This is a genomic window from Stenotrophomonas sp. LGBM10 (assembly GCF_046736075.1).
Taxonomy (GTDB): domain Bacteria; phylum Pseudomonadota; class Gammaproteobacteria; order Xanthomonadales; family Xanthomonadaceae; genus Stenotrophomonas.
This window is the reverse complement of sequence record NZ_CP177163.1, coordinates 2,707,501-2,723,131: the sequence shown is the minus strand read 5'-3', so window position 1 is coordinate 2,723,131 and position 15,631 is coordinate 2,707,501. Positions and strand designations below refer to the sequence as shown.

The 15,631-nt window shown below is 65.1% G+C and carries 11 protein-coding genes, 1 tRNA gene and 3 rRNA genes (1 of these 15 cut by a window edge); 5 read left to right on the top strand and 10 right to left on the bottom strand.

Translation table 11 applies throughout. The features are described 5' to 3' along the window. Window positions 1-3: 3 nt before the first annotated feature. Complete coding sequence (locus tag ACLB90_RS11605; RefSeq protein ID WP_411849640.1) at window positions 4-648, bottom strand: hypothetical protein; 645 nt, start codon at window positions 646-648, stop codon at window positions 4-6. 129 nt (window positions 649-777) lie between these two features. Here ACLB90_RS11605 and ACLB90_RS11600 point away from each other — a divergent pair, with 129 nt between their 5' ends. Beyond that, window positions 778-1,509: a ThuA domain-containing protein gene (locus ACLB90_RS11600; protein ID WP_411849639.1), complete on the top strand. Its 732-nt coding sequence runs from the start codon at window positions 778-780 to the stop codon at window positions 1,507-1,509. On the opposite strand, the gene ACLB90_RS11595 is transcribed toward ACLB90_RS11600, so the two are convergent. Both ACLB90_RS11595 and ACLB90_RS11590 read right to left on the bottom strand, forming a co-directional pair. Further along, on the bottom strand, window positions 1,495-1,899 hold the full coding sequence (locus tag ACLB90_RS11595) for a GFA family protein (protein ID WP_411849638.1): 405 nt from the start codon (window positions 1,897-1,899) through the stop codon (window positions 1,495-1,497). The genes ACLB90_RS11600 and ACLB90_RS11595 overlap by 15 nt on opposite strands. Then, entirely contained in the window at window positions 1,896-2,363 is a 468-nt protein-coding gene (locus ACLB90_RS11590) for a hypothetical protein (RefSeq protein ID WP_411849637.1), read from the bottom strand. Before ACLB90_RS11590 ends, ACLB90_RS11595 begins: the two co-directional genes overlap by 4 nt. A 92-nt stretch (window positions 2,364-2,455) precedes the next feature. On the opposite strand from ACLB90_RS11590, the gene ACLB90_RS11585 reads away from it, so the two are divergent. Beyond that, the gene (locus ACLB90_RS11585; RefSeq protein ID WP_411849636.1) at window positions 2,456-3,415 is read left to right on the top strand and encodes a GlxA family transcriptional regulator; all 960 of its coding nucleotides are present in this window, start codon (window positions 2,456-2,458) and stop codon (window positions 3,413-3,415) included. Window positions 3,416-3,505: 90 nt separating this feature from the next. Here ACLB90_RS11585 and ACLB90_RS11580 read toward each other — a convergent pair whose 3' ends face one another. Next, window positions 3,506-4,849, bottom strand: a complete 1,344-nt coding sequence (locus ACLB90_RS11580; RefSeq protein ID WP_411849635.1) for an outer membrane protein transport protein — start codon at window positions 4,847-4,849, stop codon at window positions 3,506-3,508. A gap of 228 nt (window positions 4,850-5,077) precedes the next feature. Between ACLB90_RS11580 and ACLB90_RS11575 the strand changes: the two genes are divergently transcribed. After that, the gene (locus ACLB90_RS11575; protein ID WP_411849634.1) at window positions 5,078-5,770 is read left to right on the top strand and encodes a rhomboid family intramembrane serine protease; all 693 of its coding nucleotides are present in this window, start codon (window positions 5,078-5,080) and stop codon (window positions 5,768-5,770) included. Between the two features lie 164 nt (window positions 5,771-5,934). On the opposite strand, the gene ACLB90_RS11570 is transcribed toward ACLB90_RS11575, so the two are convergent. Both ACLB90_RS11570 and ACLB90_RS11565 read right to left on the bottom strand, forming a co-directional pair. After that, window positions 5,935-7,377, bottom strand: a complete 1,443-nt coding sequence (locus ACLB90_RS11570) for a S41 family peptidase (RefSeq protein ID WP_411849633.1) — start codon at window positions 7,375-7,377, stop codon at window positions 5,935-5,937. 145 nt (window positions 7,378-7,522) lie between these two features. Then, window positions 7,523-8,773, bottom strand: a complete 1,251-nt coding sequence (locus ACLB90_RS11565) for a murein hydrolase activator EnvC family protein (protein WP_411852747.1) — start codon at window positions 8,771-8,773, stop codon at window positions 7,523-7,525. A gap of 177 nt (window positions 8,774-8,950) precedes the next feature. Here ACLB90_RS11565 and ACLB90_RS11560 point away from each other — a divergent pair, with 177 nt between their 5' ends. After that, window positions 8,951-9,610 (top strand): hypothetical protein, encoded by a 660-nt coding sequence (locus ACLB90_RS11560; protein WP_411849632.1) that lies wholly within the window; start codon window positions 8,951-8,953, stop codon window positions 9,608-9,610. 55 nt (window positions 9,611-9,665) lie between these two features. Then, window positions 9,666-11,381, top strand: a complete 1,716-nt coding sequence (locus ACLB90_RS11555; protein ID WP_411849631.1) for a M28 family metallopeptidase — start codon at window positions 9,666-9,668, stop codon at window positions 11,379-11,381. Window positions 11,382-12,020: 639 nt separating this feature from the next. Here the strand turns inward: ACLB90_RS11555 and rrf (ACLB90_RS11550) are convergent. From rrf (ACLB90_RS11550) to ACLB90_RS11535, 4 genes are all read right to left on the bottom strand, one after another. Beyond that, window positions 12,021-12,135: ribosomal RNA gene (gene rrf, locus ACLB90_RS11550) — 5S ribosomal RNA — on the bottom strand. A 131-nt stretch (window positions 12,136-12,266) separates the two neighbouring features. After that, window positions 12,267-12,381: ribosomal RNA gene (gene rrf / locus ACLB90_RS11545) — 5S ribosomal RNA — on the bottom strand. Between the two features lie 123 nt (window positions 12,382-12,504). Further along, window positions 12,505-15,383 (bottom strand): 23S ribosomal RNA (locus ACLB90_RS11540). A 231-nt stretch (window positions 15,384-15,614) separates the two neighbouring features. Then, window positions 15,615-15,631, bottom strand: a tRNA-Ile gene (locus ACLB90_RS11535) (it continues 60 nt past the right edge of the window).

Genomic DNA, 15,631 nt, shown 5'->3' with positions numbered 1-15,631 from the left:
GGGTCATTCGGTCTCGATCGATTCGATCTCATCGCGCATAAGCAGTTCGTTGCCCGTGTAGCGCTCGAACTTGATGCGGCCGAAGCCGGCGGCGTACCACGCTTCGATACGGCCGTCTTCGAAGGTCGCGGTGACGTGGCAGGTGTCCTTGAACGTACGCGGCTGGAAGCCGACCTCCGCTTCCACGTCCTCGAAGCCGACGAAGGTGTAGTCGGAGAAGCCGTCGTAGTCGAGCGGCTCGACGGTTTCCTCCACATGGTGGGTGCGCTGGCCCTTGCCGGTGAGTTCGAAACGATCACCCGGCTTGGCGCTGGCCGGGAAGGTCGGCGCAGGCTTGAAAATGTCGGTCATCACCGGCTTGGATGCGTCGCCGCCCCAGGCGGAGATGCCGAAGCGCTCCTGGCCAAGGAACTGGCGGCCGCTGGCATCGTAGTAGCTGGCGGTACCGACGCCGCCGCCGGCGCTGTTCACCCGGATCGCGTCCTGACCGGCGAACGTGGCCTTCTCGATGGTCAGCGTTTCATCGCCGTTGGACCACGACAGGCCAGGCGTGAGGGTGAAGCAGCTGGCGAAATCGGCGGCGAATGCGGGGGCCGACAGGGCAGCCAGGCCCAGGGCGAGGGCGGAACGGAGCGCGAAAGGCGACATGTACAGATCCTTGTCAGACGTCATTGACCCACGCGGTGCGCGGGTGGGTGCGGGATTGTACGCGCTGCGTCCTGCAGCACTGCACGGAATGCGCAGTGCGCCGGGCCAAACCCGTGGCAGAATCCGGCCATGCGCCTGCCCTTCCCGCTGCTCTCGCTTCTGCTGGTCCTGATGCACGCGCCTGCCGTACGGGCGGTGCCGCCACCGGAGCGCGTGCTGGTGTTCACCCGTACGGTGGAGTACCGCCACGAGTCCATTCCTGCCGCCGTGGCCTCGCTGCAACGCATCGCCGCCGCCGACGGCATGCAGGCCGACCACAGCGAGAACGCCGCCGATTTCACCGCCGCCAATCTGGCGCGCTACCGCGTGATCGTGTTCGCCAGCACCACCGGCGACGTGCTCGACGACGAACAGCAGGCGGCGCTGGAAGGCTTCATCCGTGCGGGAGGCGGCTTCGTCGGTCTGCATGCCGCCGCCGATACCGAGTACGGCTGGCCGTGGTACGGGCGCCTGGTGGGCGCGTACTTCCACTCGCATCCGCCCGGCCTGCAAAGCACCCGCGTACAGCCCGAGCGCGACGGCCGCGCACGTGGTGCGGCGTGGGTGGTGCACGATGAGCTGTACAACTACCGCGACAACCCACGCGGGCGCGTGCAGGTGGTTGCCACGATCGATGAGCGTCTGTACGACGGCGGCCGCATGGGCACCGATCACCCGATCGCGTGGTGCCAGGCCGTCGACGGCGGGCGCAGCTGGTACACCGGCCTGGGGCACGATGCTGCGGTGTACCGCCTGCCGGCCTTCGAGGCGCAGCTGCGGCAGGGCCTGCGCTACGCGGCCGGTCGATCAGCGCACTGCTGAGGCCATCGCCTGTGCCTGCAGCCAGGCGCGCGCGGCGTCCTCCCAGTGCTGCCCATCGAACGGATGAATCTCCAGCGTCGCCAGATCCACGCCGTCCACGCAGCGCAGGTTGACCACCCAGTGGGCAGGCGCCAGGCGCGGGTGGCTGAACGGCGCCGCCCCACAGCGGCGGCAGAAGTAGTGCGTGGCGGTATGCGTGCCGAACGCATAGGTGGACAGCGCGTCGTTGCCGCCGAGCAGCTGGAAGTGCGCATCCGCGCACCCCACCCAGATCGCGCCCCGCTGATGGCAGAGCGAGCAGTTGCACGCGAAGGCGCGCAGCGACGGTGCCTGGAAGGCGAACCGCACCGCACCGCAGTGGCACGCGCCGGACCACGTGGACAGGGTCATCGCACACCTCGCACCGGCGGTGCCGGCTGCAGATGCGCGTACCCGGCCGCACGCACGAAGTCGTCGCGTTGCCAGACCTGCCCGTTCACCGCCCAATGACCATCGGCAACGTCCTCGATCACGATCGAAGTGATCATCCGGCGTGGCTCGTCGGCCCCCACGCCGGCGGCGATGGCGTCGTGCAGGGCGCGCGCGTAGGCAGCGCGATGCGCGGCGTCCAGCACGCCGGCCGGGGCCAGAACGTGCACCTGGCAGGGAATGGCGTGCGCAAGCGGGTCGTGGCCACCACACAGCCACTGACCCGGCGCGGTGTGTTCCAGCATCACCCAGCACAACGCCTGCTGGCGCGGGTCGTTGCCCAGCCCGCAGGCGCGCACGGCGGCGGCATGGACGGCCTGCAGCAGCCGCGCACAGCGGGCGGCATCGAAGGCGGTGGCGGGCAGGCGCAGGGTGATGTTCGGCATGAGGGGGACCACGGAAGAGAGGCCCTCATTGAATCTCCGCGCGGCGGCGGCCACCATCGACTGATTCGACATCTTTCGTGCGGAATCGGCCAATGCAGGATTTCACCATCATCGTGCTCCCCGGCGCCTTTGCGTCCAGTGTGGCGCTGAGCGTGGACATGCTCTCCACCGCCGCCACGCTGGCGCCACGACTGGGCCTGCCGGCCCCCCGCTGGCAGATCTGCAGTGCCACGCGCGGACCGGTGCGGCTCGGCGAACACCTGCAGCTGCGTGCGCAGCCACTGCCGCGTGCGCCTGACGGCAACGCATGCTGGATCGTGCCGGGCCTGGGTGTGGAAGATCCGCAGGCGATCGCCGCGCGGCTGGCCGGCCCCGACATTCCGCGGGTGATGCGCGCCCTGCGCGCGCACGCTGCCGCCGGCGGTCGCATTGCCGCCTCATGCGCGTCGGTGTTCCTGCTGCAGGCGGCCGGGCTGCTCGCCCAGCGCCGCGTCACCACCACCTGGTGGCTGGCCGCGGCATTGCAGCGGCTGGAGCCGGCCTGCCAGGTCGATCCGGACCACATGGTGATCGACGACGGCCCGGTGACGACCGCCGGTGCGGCGCTCGGCCACAGTGACCTGATGTTGCACCTGCTGCGCCAGCGCTTCGGCCCGGCGCTGGCCGGGGCGGTGACGCGTGCGCTGCTGCTGGACCGCCGCCAGCTGCAGTCGCCGTTCATGGTCCCGGCGATGATGGCGCAGGGCAACGCGTTGATCGCCGCCCTGACCGCGCATGTGGAAGCCCGCCTGCCCGATGCGTTGACGGTCGGCGATCTTGCGCTGCACATGGGCATGTCCACGCGTACGCTGTCGCGGCAGGTCACCCGGGCCACCGGGCACGGCCCGCTGCATCTGATCCGCAGCGTGCAGTTGAACCGGGCGCGGGCGTTGCTGGAGAACAGCCGGTATTCGGTGGAAGCGGTGGCCGAGCAGGTGGGCTATGGCGATCCCACCGCGCTGCGGCGGCTGATGCGCCAGCGTCTCAACGCAACGCCACGCCAACTGCGCTGAGCGGCTGAGCGCGGTCCGTCTGCCGGAAACAGAAAGGCCCCGCTTTCGCGGGGCCTCTCGTACAGCGTGTGACGTCAGCTTACGCGTCGATCAGAACTTGTAGTTCACCGACGCCGCCAGCACATCGCCGCGCACCTTGTACTTGCCGGTGAGCGCGTTGCCCTGGTTGTTGGTGGTACCGGCGATGATCACGTCCGGATCCTTGGTGAACAGGTGCAGGTAGCCGAAGTTGTACTCGACGTTTTCCGACGGGGTCCAGCCCACGCCCAGCGACAGCCACTTGCGGCTGGTGTCGGGCACGCGCACGTCGCGGTGAGCGTTGGTGGTCGGGGTCTGGTCCAGCGCAACACCGCCGCGCAGGGTGACGGTGTCGCTCAGCTTGTAGTCGGTACCCAGCGAGACGAAGGTCGTGTCGCGGTAGCCGAACTCCAGCACCGAATCGGGCTGCGCCGAGGCGTAGTCGATGGTGACCTGGTCGAAGGCGGTCGACCACGCGGTGCGGGTCACGTCGCCCATCACGGTCCACTTGTCGTTGACGTTGTGGGTCACGCTCAGGGTGGCCGAGGCCGGCAGGGTCACGGTGGCCTTGCCCGAGGTGCTCACGAAGCGGCCCGGCTGCACGGCGTTCAGCACGGTGGCGACGTCCGGCGGGACGGCGAAGGTGGCATCGCCGCCGGTGATCTTGTGCTCGACCTTGGAGCGGTAGCTGATACCGATGTGGGTGTTCTCATCCGGGCTGAACAAGCCGCCCACGGTCCAGCCCACTGCATTGTTGTCGCCTTCCACGGTCAGCTTGCCGTCGGCGCTGCCCGGGGCGTAGCCCGGCACGCGCGACTGCGCCAGCGCGGTGCCGAAGTCGATGTTGTTGCTCAGTTCGATGGTCAGGTGTTCAACGAACACCGACGCGCCGAAGGACACGTACGGATTGACGTCGTACGAGGCGGCGAAGCCCAGGTCGATTGCCTTCAGGTCGGTCTTCAGACCGCTGTAACGGCCAACCCAGCCATTGTCGTATTCGGTCTTGAAGCCGAACGGTGCGGTCAGCGACACGCCGAAGTGGGCCTTTTCGCCGATCGGCATGTGGAAGTAGGCAGCCGGAACCGGGGCGATCATGCCGGCGTCGCCGCCGTCACCGCCGGTCTGGGCCTGGCCGGTCGGCTTGCGGCCGGTGCCGTGGAACTTGGCCGAGAAGCTGATGGCGCTCAGGTCGCCCTGGACCTGCATGCCTTCCAGCTGGCGCATGCCGGCCGGGTTGACGGCGATGATGGAGGCGTCGCCCGCGGCGCTGCCGGAACCGGCGAACGAACGGCCCAGGCCCTTGGCGCTGTTTTCCTTCAGCTGGAAGGCGGCGGCGTTGACGTGACCAGCGGCCAGGGCACCGGCAATGCCGACGGCCAGGGCGGTGACACGGGCAAGCGTGGAAGCGGTATGCATTGTTGGTTCTCTCCGGAATTGCGGTGATGTTTGGCAACGCGCGCCTGCGTAGCCCCTCTCCTTTCGGATCGGGACGACGCGCCGGATTCCCCTCCCGACATACGACGCCGTATGCGAGTATACCCAGACCGGTTAATGAAACAATAACGGCCGTCGCCCTACCGGCCATTCAGGCTGAACGCGACATTCCCCCGTCCAGGCCGCCCCCGCGCTAGGCTAGCGCCACCCATGTTCGTGTCGATTCCCTCCCGCAAGAAGTCCGCGTTGCGCTGGGCCACCCCGCTGCTGTTCGCGGCCCTGTGGCTGGCCTTCCTGTGGTCGATCTCCCGGCCGGACGACGCCCGCCGCAGCCTCTGGCTGGACTGGGGCGCCCTGTCCACGGGCCTGACCCACCCGCTGGACTGGTGGGCCACCCTGCAGGACGGCAGCGTGCTGCGGCTGTTCACCGCCCTGTTCCTGCACGCGGACTGGTCGCACCTGCTCGGCAATCTGGTGTTCCTGTTGATCTTCGGATTGCCGGCCGAACGCGTGCTGGGGCCGTGGCGGCTGATGCTGCTGTTCCTGGTTGGCGGGGCGATCTCCAACCTGACCGCGATCTACACGATGGGCAGCCCGGACCAGATCATCATCGGCGCCAGCGGCGCGGTGTCGGCGTTGATCGGCGCCTACCTGGCCCTGTTCCCCGGCGCACGGCTGGGCGTGGTGATTCCGCTGGGCCTGTTCCTGGAGTTCGTGCGTGCGCCGGCCTACCTGCTGATCGGCGTGTGGGCGGCGCTGCAGGTGGTGTTCGCCTACATCGGCCCGACCTTCGGCATGGTCGCCTGGTGGGCGCACATCGCCGGCTTCGCCTTCGGGCTGGCCTACGGCGTGTATGTGCGCGCGGCCATCGCGCGGCGCCTGCGCAAGCGCCACGGCTTCTAGACCCGGCGGCGGCCAGCTCCGCCCGCTCCGGTGCCGATCATTGCCGCGCTGCGCGCGGCCACGTAGAGCCGGGTTCTACCCGGCTGCTCCTGTGCCGATCATTGCCGCGCTGCGCGCGGCCAGCCGAGCAACGCTCGGCTCTACCACGGCGGGGGTACGGTCGATCACGGCTTGGTCGGCGCTTCTGCCGGCTTTGCTTCGGGCTTTGCTTCGGGCTTTGCTTCGGGCTTTGCTTCAGGCTTGGCCGCAGGTTTCGCCTCCGGCTTCGGAGCCGGCTTCTTCGCCGCCTCCGCCTTCTGCTTCGCCACCACCGAGCCCGGCTGCTTCAGTTCGGCCAACGCGTCATTGATCGGGCCGTCGCCGGGCAGCACGTCACCGGCCTTGTAGCCGTCGCCACCTTCCTCGTCGCCGCGCAGATGGCCCGGCAGGGTGGCTTCGCTGTAGTCGGTCAGGCTGGCCGGCAGCGCGTCGTCGCCGTCGCGCTTCTCAGGCACCAGCACCACGTCCGGCACGATGCCGGTGGCCTGGATCGACTTGCCGCTGGGCGTGAAGTAACGGGCAGTGGTGAGCTTGACCGAGTCGCCGTTGTCCAGCGGCAGCACGGTCTGCACCGAGCCCTTGCCGAAGGTGCGGCTGCCGACCACGCGCGCGCGGCCGTTGTCGCGCAGTGCGCCGGCCAGTACTTCCGAGGCGCTGGCCGAACCGGCATCGGCCAGTACCACCACCGGTGCGCCCTTGAGCAGATCGCCCGGCGTCGCGTCGAAGCGCGCATCGCTGATCGAGATGCGGCCGCGGGTGCTGACGATGTTGCCCTTGTCGAGCAGGTCGTCGGCCACCTGCACCGCTGCGGTGAGCAGCCCGCCCGGATTGCTGCGCAGGTCCAGCACCAGGCCCTTGAGCTTGCCGCCCGCCTGCTGCTGCAGCTGGGCAACATGCTTCTGGAAGTCGGCGCCGGTGTCGGCCTGGAAGGTGCTCAGGCGGATGTAGCCATAGCCCGGCTCCAGCATCCTGCTGCGCACGCTGGTGACGCGGATGGTCTCGCGGGTGACGGTCACATCGAACGGCTTGGGCCTGCTGTCGCGCACAAGCGTCAGCACGACCTTGCTGCCGGCCGCACCACGCAGCGGTTCGGTGGCCTCGATCGCGCTGATCGGCTTGCCGTCGATGGCGATGATCAGGTCGCCGGCCAGGATGCCCGCACGCGCGGCCGGGGTATCGTCGATCGGCGAGATCACCTTCAGGCTGCTGTTGTCCGGCTGCTGCTGCAGCTCCACGCCGATGCCCTCGTAGGCACCGTTGGCCTGCTCATCGAAGGCCTCGGCATCTTCCTTGTCGAAGTAGGTGCTGTGCGGGTCGAGGTCCAGCAGCAGCCCGCGGATCGCGGACTGCATCAGCTTCTTGTCGTCCACCGGATCCACATAGGCGGCGCGTACCGCGTTGTAGACCGCCACGTAGCGCCGGATTTCCTCGAGCGGAACGCGCGAGGTCACCGCCTCCTCACTGGTGGCCGCGTCGCTGCCGCGTGCCGGCGCACTGCCGGTCTGCTGCGCCCAGGACATGGCCGGCAACAGGGCCAGCAACAAGGTGGCGGAACGGGCTACGCGCATGAAGCACTCCAGGGTAAGCGGGGGACGGGAACACACACACCGGGGTGCGTGTCCCGATTATGCGCGAAGGCCGGATAAATTCCCGTTGAACCGCCCGGCGCCCGCCAGCGCCGCGAGGGGGGCGCGATTCATCGCGCCGGCAGGCTCAGCGACGCTGGAGCCAGGAACCCGGGTCCACCGGCTGGCCGTTGCGGCGCAGCTCGAAGTACAGCGCCGTCACGCCCTGTCCGCCGGAGTTGCCGACCTTGGCCACCGCATCGCCCTTCTTCACCGCCGCGCCCGCGTCGCGCAGCAGGGTGTCGTTGTGGGCGTACAGGCTCATGTAGCCGTTGCCGTGGTCAACGATCAGGATCATGCCGTAGCCGGTCATCCAGTCCGAGAACACCACAGTACCGTCGGCCACGGCGGTGATGGTGCTGCCCGCCGGCGCACCGATCAGCACACCGCTGCTGGTGCGGCCGTCCGGCAGCTTGCCGCCGTAACGGGCCAGCAGATTGCCCGACAGCGGCCAACCGAGGCCGCCCACCTTCGGGGCCGGCGCAGAGGCCACCACCGGCGGTGTCTTGACCGCACGCGGCGGGGGACGCGTGCCGCTCGCGGCAGCGGCCTTCTCGGCCTTTTCGGCGGCCGCCTTTTCCGCGGCGGCGCGGCGGGCGGCCGCACGCCGTTCGGCCTCCGCCCGTGCCGCGGCAGCGCGCAGGTTGGCCAGCAGGGTTTCCAGTGCCTTGGCATCCTGGCCCAGCGCCTTTTCACGCTCGCTGCGGTCCTTGAAGCGCTCGTCCAGCGTTGCCACGGTTGCGGCGCGCTCGCGGCGGTCGCCTTCCAGCGCCGCGGCCTGCTGCTTCTGCTGCTGGCGCGTGCCTTCCAGCGCCTGCCGGCGTTCGACGATCTGCGATTCCAGCGTCTGCAGGTCGGCCAGGTCCCGGGTCAGTGTCTGGATGCGCTGCGCGCGTTCGCGCTGCAGGTAGCGGTGATAGGCCAGGGTGCGGTTGGCATCGGCCACGCGGTCCTGCGACAGCAGCAGCTTGAGGGGGGCATTGTTGCCGACGCGATAGGCGGCACGCAGCAGCGACGCCAGCTCCTCGCGCTGCTGCGCCATACCGGCCTGCAGCTCGCTGCGCCTGCGCTGCAGCTCGTTCATCGCGCGGGTTTCGCGCTGCAGCGCGGTCTCGGTCTGGGCCAGAACGCGGCCGGTGCGGGCGACCTTTTCATCGGCCTCGCGCAGTTGCCGCGACGCCTGGCCGCGTTGCCCTTCCAGGGTCCGCCGCTCCTGCGCCACACCCTTGAGTTCGCTGCGCAGCTTCTGCAGCTTGCGCTCGGTTTCCTTGGGGGTCTGCGCCAGCGCGCCCTCGCCTGCCAGCAGCAGCGCGGCGGTCAGCAACGCCCCCTGCAGCATCACGCCCAGGCAGCGCGAAATGGCGCGTCCCGTGGTGGGTTTGTTATCCCGGCGTGAGGAAAAGGCGTTGTGGCGCAAGGGCTTTCCAGTGACTTCAGGCAGATGCAGATTGTAGCCACGCATGGTGACATTGCAGCAGGCGGCCTGCCAGCCGCGCGCCAGACAACCGAGGCTCCCATGAAATCTGTTTCGTTCCCGTTGTTGTTGGCCCTGATGGTGTCGGCCCCCGCGCTTGCCCAGGAAGACATCAGCAAGGTCAACGGCAGTATCACCGCCCAATCGGGCCAGACCTACGGCGATCTGGATACCGTCAATGGCAGCATCCGCATCGAGGAAGGCGCCGTGACCGGCGACATCGAAACCGTCAACGGCGGCATCCGCATCGCCGACCACGCCCGTACCGGCAGCATCTCCACGGTCAACGGCAGCATCCAGATCGGCCGCGAGGTGGTGGCGAGCGGGGACGTCGAAACCGTCAACGGCAGCATCTTCGCCGACCGCGGCAGCCAGATCGAGGGCGGTGTGGATACCGTCAACGGCAGCATCGGGCTGGTCGACACGCGGCTGGGCGAAGGCATCGAAACGGTCAACGGCGACATCACCGTTGGCGTCGGCTCGCAGGTTGGCGGCGGCATCCGGGTCAAGAAGGCCAGCTTCAATCTGTCGCTGACGCCGGGCCGCAAGCCCCGGGTGATCATTGGCCCCAACGCCGTGGTCGGCGGCACCCTGCAGTTCGATCGCGATGTCACGCTGTACATCCACCGCAGCGCACGTACCGGTGCGATCAGCGGCGCCGTGGCGCAGGCGTTCGACACCGACGCCGCCCCGCAGGATTGATATTGTGTCCCCCGGCGCGCTGCTGGCGCCGGCCTCTTTGATCCAGGAACCGACGATGCCCCGCAAACTTCTGTTGTGCCTCGCCGCTGCCGCCGCTCTGTCGGCGTGCAAGGGCGAGCAGACCGCTCCCACGCCCGCTCCGGCGGCCACCCCGGCGCCCGCCGCTGGCCACGCCTTCTCGGCCGACATCAACGCCGGCGACTTCGCCGAGCTGGTCAAAACGCTGGCCTCGGACGAGTTCGAGGGCCGTGCGCCGGGCAGCGTGGGTGAAGACCGCACGGTCGAATACATCCGCGACCAGATGCAGCGCATCGGCCTGCAGCCCGGCAACGGCGACAGCTGGTTCCAGGATGTGGCGATGACCGAGACCACGGCCGACGAATCGACCGTGCTCACGCTCGAGCAGGACGGCAAGACGCGCGCCCTGACCTTCGGCAAGGACATGGTGATCGGCACCCGCAGTGGCCAGCCCGAGGTCAAGGTATCGTCCAGCGACCTGGTGTTCGTCGGTTACGGCGTGGATGCGCCAGAGCAGAAGTGGAACGACTACGCCGACCAGGACTGGAAGGGCAAGACGGTGGTCATGTTCGTCAACGATCCCGGCTTCCATGTGGACGACAGCACGCTGTTCGACGGCAAGCGCATGACGTACTACGGCCGCTGGACCTACAAGTTCGAGGAAGCCGCACGCAAGGGCGCCGCCGCGGCGCTGATCGTGCACGACACGGCCGGTGCCTCGTACGGCTGGGACGTGGTCAAGAATTCCTGGGCGGGTCCGCAGTACGACCTGCCGGCCAAGGACGATCCGGAAGCGCGTCTGCCCGCACAGGGCTGGCTGAGTGCCGACGCCGCGCGCCAGCTGTTCGCCGAGGCCGGGCTGGACCTGGACAAGGCCTACAAGGACGCCAGCAAGCGCGGCTTCAAGCCGGTGCCGCTGAAGGCGAAGGTGTCCTTCGACCTGAAGAGCACCATCGCCGAGAAGAAATCGCGCAACGTGGTCGGCGTCCTGCCGGGCAGCAAGCGCGCTGACGAAGCGGTGCTGTACATGGCGCACTGGGATCACCTGGGCAAGCACGAGGGCGAGCAGGGCGACAACGTCTACAACGGCGCCATCGACAACGCGACCGGTGTGGCCGGCATCCTGGAGATCGCCGATGCGATGGTGCACCAGCAGCCGGCGCCGGAACGCTCGGTGGTGTTCCTGGCGGTCACGCTGGAGGAATCGGGCCTGCTTGGCTCGAAGTACTTCGTCAATCACCCGACCTTCCCGCTCGACAAGATCGCCGGCGTGATCAACATCGATGCAATGTCGGTGGCCGGCCGCGCCAAGGACATGACCGTGACCGGTTTCGGCAGCTCGGAACTGGAGGACATCCTCAAGCCGTTGGCCGCCAGCCAGGGCCGTACCCTGCATGGCGAAACCGCGGTGCAGAGCGGTTTCTACTTCCGTTCGGACCACTTCAACTTCGCCAAGGCCGGTGTGCCCGCACTGTATGCCGATGGCGGCGAAGATCTGCGCGACGGCGGCGTCGAGGCCGGCCGCAAGGCCGCCGAAGACTACGGCCGCAATCGCTACCACGGCCCGAAGGACGAGTACGACGCAGCCACGTGGAAGCTGGACGGCACCGTCGAGGACCTGCAGCTGCTGTATGGCGTGGGCAAGGAACTGGCCGGCGGCGATCGTTGGCCGAACTGGTACGAGGGCAACCCGTTCAAGGCGGCTCGCGACACCATGATGAAGGGCAAGACGCCCGCGCCCGCAGCGAAGTAAGCGGACGCCAAGGCAGTAAACAGAGACGGCGCCGAAAGGCGCCGTTTTTTGTGCCCCGCGCGCGTGCGGGAGGGTCCCAACGTCCAGGTAGGTGCCGACCGCTGGTCGGCACGCCCCATCACCACGCACATGGCCCGGCGCTGCGCGCCGTCGCCCGACCAGCGGTCGGGCGCTACCGGGGGAGGCGTGGATACCGGACGTTGGTCGGCACATTCCACGGGCCAGGCGTGGATACCGGTCGTTTATCGGCACATTCCACAGGTACGGCGTAGGTGCCGACCGCTGGTCGGCACGCTCCATCACCGCGCGCAGAGCCCGGCGCTGCGCGCCGTCGCCCGACCAGCGGTCGGGCGCTACCGGGCGAGGCGTATACCGGACGTTGGTCCGCACATTCCACGGGCGAGGCGTGGGCCCCCATCGTTGGTCCGCACATCCCACGGGCGAGGCGTGGGGCCCCATCGTTGGTCCGCACATCCCACGGGCGAGGCGTGGATACCGGACGTTGGTCGGCACATTCCACGGGCCAGGCGTGCATACCGACCATTGATCGATGCATTTCCCCACCGCGTGCAGCGATTCCTGCGCGACGCACAAAGAAAAAACCCCGCTGCGTGAGCAGCGGGGTTTTTGGGGTGTAAACCCTGGCGATGACCTACTCTCGCATGGCTTAGGCCACACTACCATCGGCGCAGCTGCGTTTCACTTCCGAGTTCGGGATGGGATCGGGTGGTTCCACAGCGCTAATTTCACCAGGGAGACGGTTGGAGCAGCGCGGTGCGCCAGCTCAGCAGAGGTCTCTTCCGAGAAGCCGACCCGTTGAAAATCAAGGGCCTGCAATTAAAGGAAAACCCCGCTGCATGAGCAGCGGGGTTTTCGGGGTGTAAACCCTGGCGATGACCTACTCTCGCATGGCTTAGGCCACACTACCATCGGCGCAGCTGCGTTTCACTTCCGAGTTCGGGATGGGATCGGGTGGTTCCACAGCGCTAATTTCACCAGGGAGACGGTTGGAGCGTCGCCATCCAAACAACGGATTTAGGCGCCTGCCTCTCATAGTTCTTGTGACGTAGCGTGCACTTGGATCTATCGACATGTCATGTCGGCCAAGGCAACTTGAGGTTATATGGTCAAGCCACACGGATCATTAGTATCAGTTAGCTCAATACATTGCTGTACTTACACACCTGACCTATCAACCACATAGTCTATATGGTTCCTTCAGGGGGCTTGTGCCCCGGGAGATCTCATCTTGAGGCGCGCTTCCCGCTTAGATGCTTTCAGCGGTTATCGCTTCCGAACATAGCTACCCGGCAATGCCACTGGCGTGACAACCGGAACACCAGAGGTTCGTCCACTCCGGTCCTCTCGTACTAGGAGCAGCCCCTCTCAAATCTCCAACGCCCATGGCAGATAGGGACCGAACTGTCTCACGACGTTCTGAACCCAGCTCGCGTACCACTTTAAATGGCGAACAGCCATACCCTTGGGACCGACTACAGCCCCAGGATGTGATGAGCCGACATCGAGGTGCCAAACACCGCCGTCGATATGAACTCTTGGGCGGTATCAGCCTGTTATCCCCGGAGTACCTTTTATCCGTTGAGCGATGGCCCTTCCATACAGAACCACCGGATCACTAAGTCCTAGTTTCCTACCTGCTTGATCCGTCGATCTTGCAGTCAAGCACGCTTATGCCTTTGCACACAGTGCGCGATGTCCGACCGCGCTGAGCGTACCTTCGAGCTCCTCCGTTACTCTTTAGGAGGAGACCGCCCCAGTCAAACTACCCACCATACACGGTCCCCGACCCAGATAATGGGCCCAGGTTAGAACGTCAAGCACGACAGGGTGGTATTTCAAGGATGGCTCCACTGCAGCTAGCGCCACAGTTTCATAGCCTCCCACCTATCCTACACAGACGAACTCAACGTTCAGTGTAAAGCTATAGTAAAGGTTCACGGGGTCTTTCCGTCTTGCCACGGGAACGCTGCATCTTCACAGCGATTTCAATTTCACTGAGTCTCGGGTGGAGACAGCGCCGCTGTCGTTACGCCATTCGTGCAGGTCGGAACTTACCCGACAAGGAATTTCGCTACCTTAGGACCGTTATAGTTACGGCCGCCGTTTACTGGGGCTTCGATCAAGAGCTTCGCCTTGCGGCTGACCCCATCAATTAACCTTCCAGCACCGGGCAGGCGTCACACCCTATACGTCCACTTTCGTGTTTGCAGAGTGCTGTGTTTTTGATAAACAGTCGCAGCGGCCTGGTTACTGCGGCCCTCTTCAGCTATAGCTCGCATGAGCCACCAAAAAGGGCGCACCTTCTCCCGAAGTTACGGTGCCATGTTGCCTAGTTCCTTCACCCGAGTTCTCTCAAGCGCCTGAGAATTCTCATCCTACCCACCTGTGTCGGTTTACGGTACGGTCTGCGTAAGCTGAAGCTTAGGAGCTTTTCCTGGAAGCGTGGTATCAGTGACTTCGCCTTAAAGGCTCGTCTCGGTGCTCGGTCTTAAAGGATCCCGGATTTGCCAAAGATCCAAACCTACCGCCTTTCCCCCGGACAACCAACGCCGGGTACACCTAACCTTCTCCGTCCCTCCATCGCACTTACGCGAGGTGCAGGAATATTAACCTGCTTCCCATCGACTACGACTTTCGTCCTCGCCTTAGGGGCCGACTCACCCTGCGCCGATTAACGTTGCGCAAGGAAACCTTGGGCTTTCGGCGTGCGGGTTTTTCACCCGCATTATCGTTACTCATGTCAGCATTCGCACTTCCGATACCTCCAGCAGACTTCTCAATCCACCTTCAACGGCTTACGGAACGCTCCTCTACCGCGTACATATAAATATGCACACCCCAAGCTTCGGTTCACTGCTTAGCCCCGTTAAATCTTCCCCGCAGACCGACTCGACCAGTGAGCTATTACGCTTTCTTTAAAGGGTGGCTGCTTCTAAGCCAACCTCCTGGCTGTCTGTGCCTTTCCACATGGTTTTCCACTTAGCAGTGAATTTGGGACCTTAGCTGTGGGTCTGGGTTGTTTCCCTTTTCACGACGGACGTTAGCACCCGCCGTGTGTCTCCCATACAGTCCGTCTCGGTATTCGGAGTTTGCAATGGTTTGGTAAGTCGCGATGACCCCCTAGCCATAACAGTGCTCTACCCCCGAGAGGATACATATGAGGCGCTACCTAAATAGCTTTCGAGGAGAACCAGCTATCTCCGGGTTCGATTAGCTTTTCACTCCTAATCACAGCTCATCCCCGTCTTTTGCAACAGACGTGGGTTCGGGCCTCCAGTACCTGTTACGGCACCTTCACCCTGGCCATGACTAGATCACCCGGTTTCGGGTCTACTGCCCGCGACTATGCGCCCTTATCAGACTCGGTTTCCCTTCGCCTCCCCTATACGGTTAAGCTTGCCACGAACAGTAAGTCGCTGACCCATTATACAAAAGGTACGCAGTCACTCTTTCGAGCTCCTACTGCTTGTACGCACACGGTTTCAGGATCTATTTCACTCCCCTCTCCGGGGTTCTTTTCGCCTTTCCCTCACGGTACTGGTTCACTATCGGTCGGTCAGTAGTATTTAGCCTTGGAGGATGGTCCCCCCATGTTCAGACAGGGTTTCACGTGCCCCGCCCTACTCGTCTTCACTGGAGTGGCCCTTTTAAATACAGGGCTATCACCTTCTATGGCCAGCCGTTCCAGGCTGTTTTTCTAGAACCATTCCAGCTTAAGGGCTAGTCCCCGTTCGCTCGTCGCTACTCAGGGAATCTCGGTTGATTTCTTTTCCTCTGGTTACTTAGATATTTCAGTTCACCAGGTTCGCTTCCAGCAGCTATGTATTCACTGCAGGATACCCGCAAGCGGGTGGGTTTCCCCATTCGGACATTACCGGATCAAAGCTTGTTGCCAGCTCCCCGATACTTTTCGCAGGCTGCCACGTCCTTCATCGCCTCTGACCGCCAAGGCATCCACCGTGTGCGCTTATTCGCTTGACCATATAACCGCAAGTTGCCTTGGGTTATATATATGACCTGGGGGTACAAAGCCCAGATACGAAATATAACGACTCAATTAATAAGAAGACATTTAAGTCTTCCGCCTTAGCCTCACGACACGTCAAGATAGATATCTCAAACGCTCGCTACGTCACAAGTTTTAAAAGAACACGTACCAGCCACAATGCTGATGCGTAATAAAATTCTTTGTATGCGCTGATCATTCAGAGTTGGTGGGTCTGGGTAGA

What these genes read in the sequence shown, in the direction of transcription:
- ACLB90_RS11605 (WP_411849640.1), bottom strand. Translation starts at nt 648, where the DNA reads ATGTCGCCTTTCGCGCTCCGTTCCGCCCTCGCCCTGGGCCTGGCTGCC.
- ACLB90_RS11600 (WP_411849639.1), top strand. Translation starts at nt 778, where the DNA reads ATGCGCCTGCCCTTCCCGCTGCTCTCGCTTCTGCTGGTCCTGATGCAC.
- ACLB90_RS11595 (WP_411849638.1), bottom strand. Translation starts at nt 1,899, where the DNA reads ATGACCCTGTCCACGTGGTCCGGCGCGTGCCACTGCGGTGCGGTGCGG.
- ACLB90_RS11590 (WP_411849637.1), bottom strand. Translation starts at nt 2,363, where the DNA reads ATGCCGAACATCACCCTGCGCCTGCCCGCCACCGCCTTCGATGCCGCC.
- ACLB90_RS11585 (WP_411849636.1), top strand. Translation starts at nt 2,456, where the DNA reads ATGCAGGATTTCACCATCATCGTGCTCCCCGGCGCCTTTGCGTCCAGT.
- ACLB90_RS11580 (WP_411849635.1), bottom strand. Translation starts at nt 4,849, where the DNA reads ATGCATACCGCTTCCACGCTTGCCCGTGTCACCGCCCTGGCCGTCGGC.
- ACLB90_RS11575 (WP_411849634.1), top strand. Translation starts at nt 5,078, where the DNA reads ATGTTCGTGTCGATTCCCTCCCGCAAGAAGTCCGCGTTGCGCTGGGCC.
- ACLB90_RS11570 (WP_411849633.1), bottom strand. Translation starts at nt 7,377, where the DNA reads ATGCGCGTAGCCCGTTCCGCCACCTTGTTGCTGGCCCTGTTGCCGGCC.
- ACLB90_RS11565 (WP_411852747.1), bottom strand. Translation starts at nt 8,773, where the DNA reads ATGCTGCAGGGGGCGTTGCTGACCGCCGCGCTGCTGCTGGCAGGCGAG.
- ACLB90_RS11560 (WP_411849632.1), top strand. Translation starts at nt 8,951, where the DNA reads ATGAAATCTGTTTCGTTCCCGTTGTTGTTGGCCCTGATGGTGTCGGCC.
- ACLB90_RS11555 (WP_411849631.1), top strand. Translation starts at nt 9,666, where the DNA reads ATGCCCCGCAAACTTCTGTTGTGCCTCGCCGCTGCCGCCGCTCTGTCG.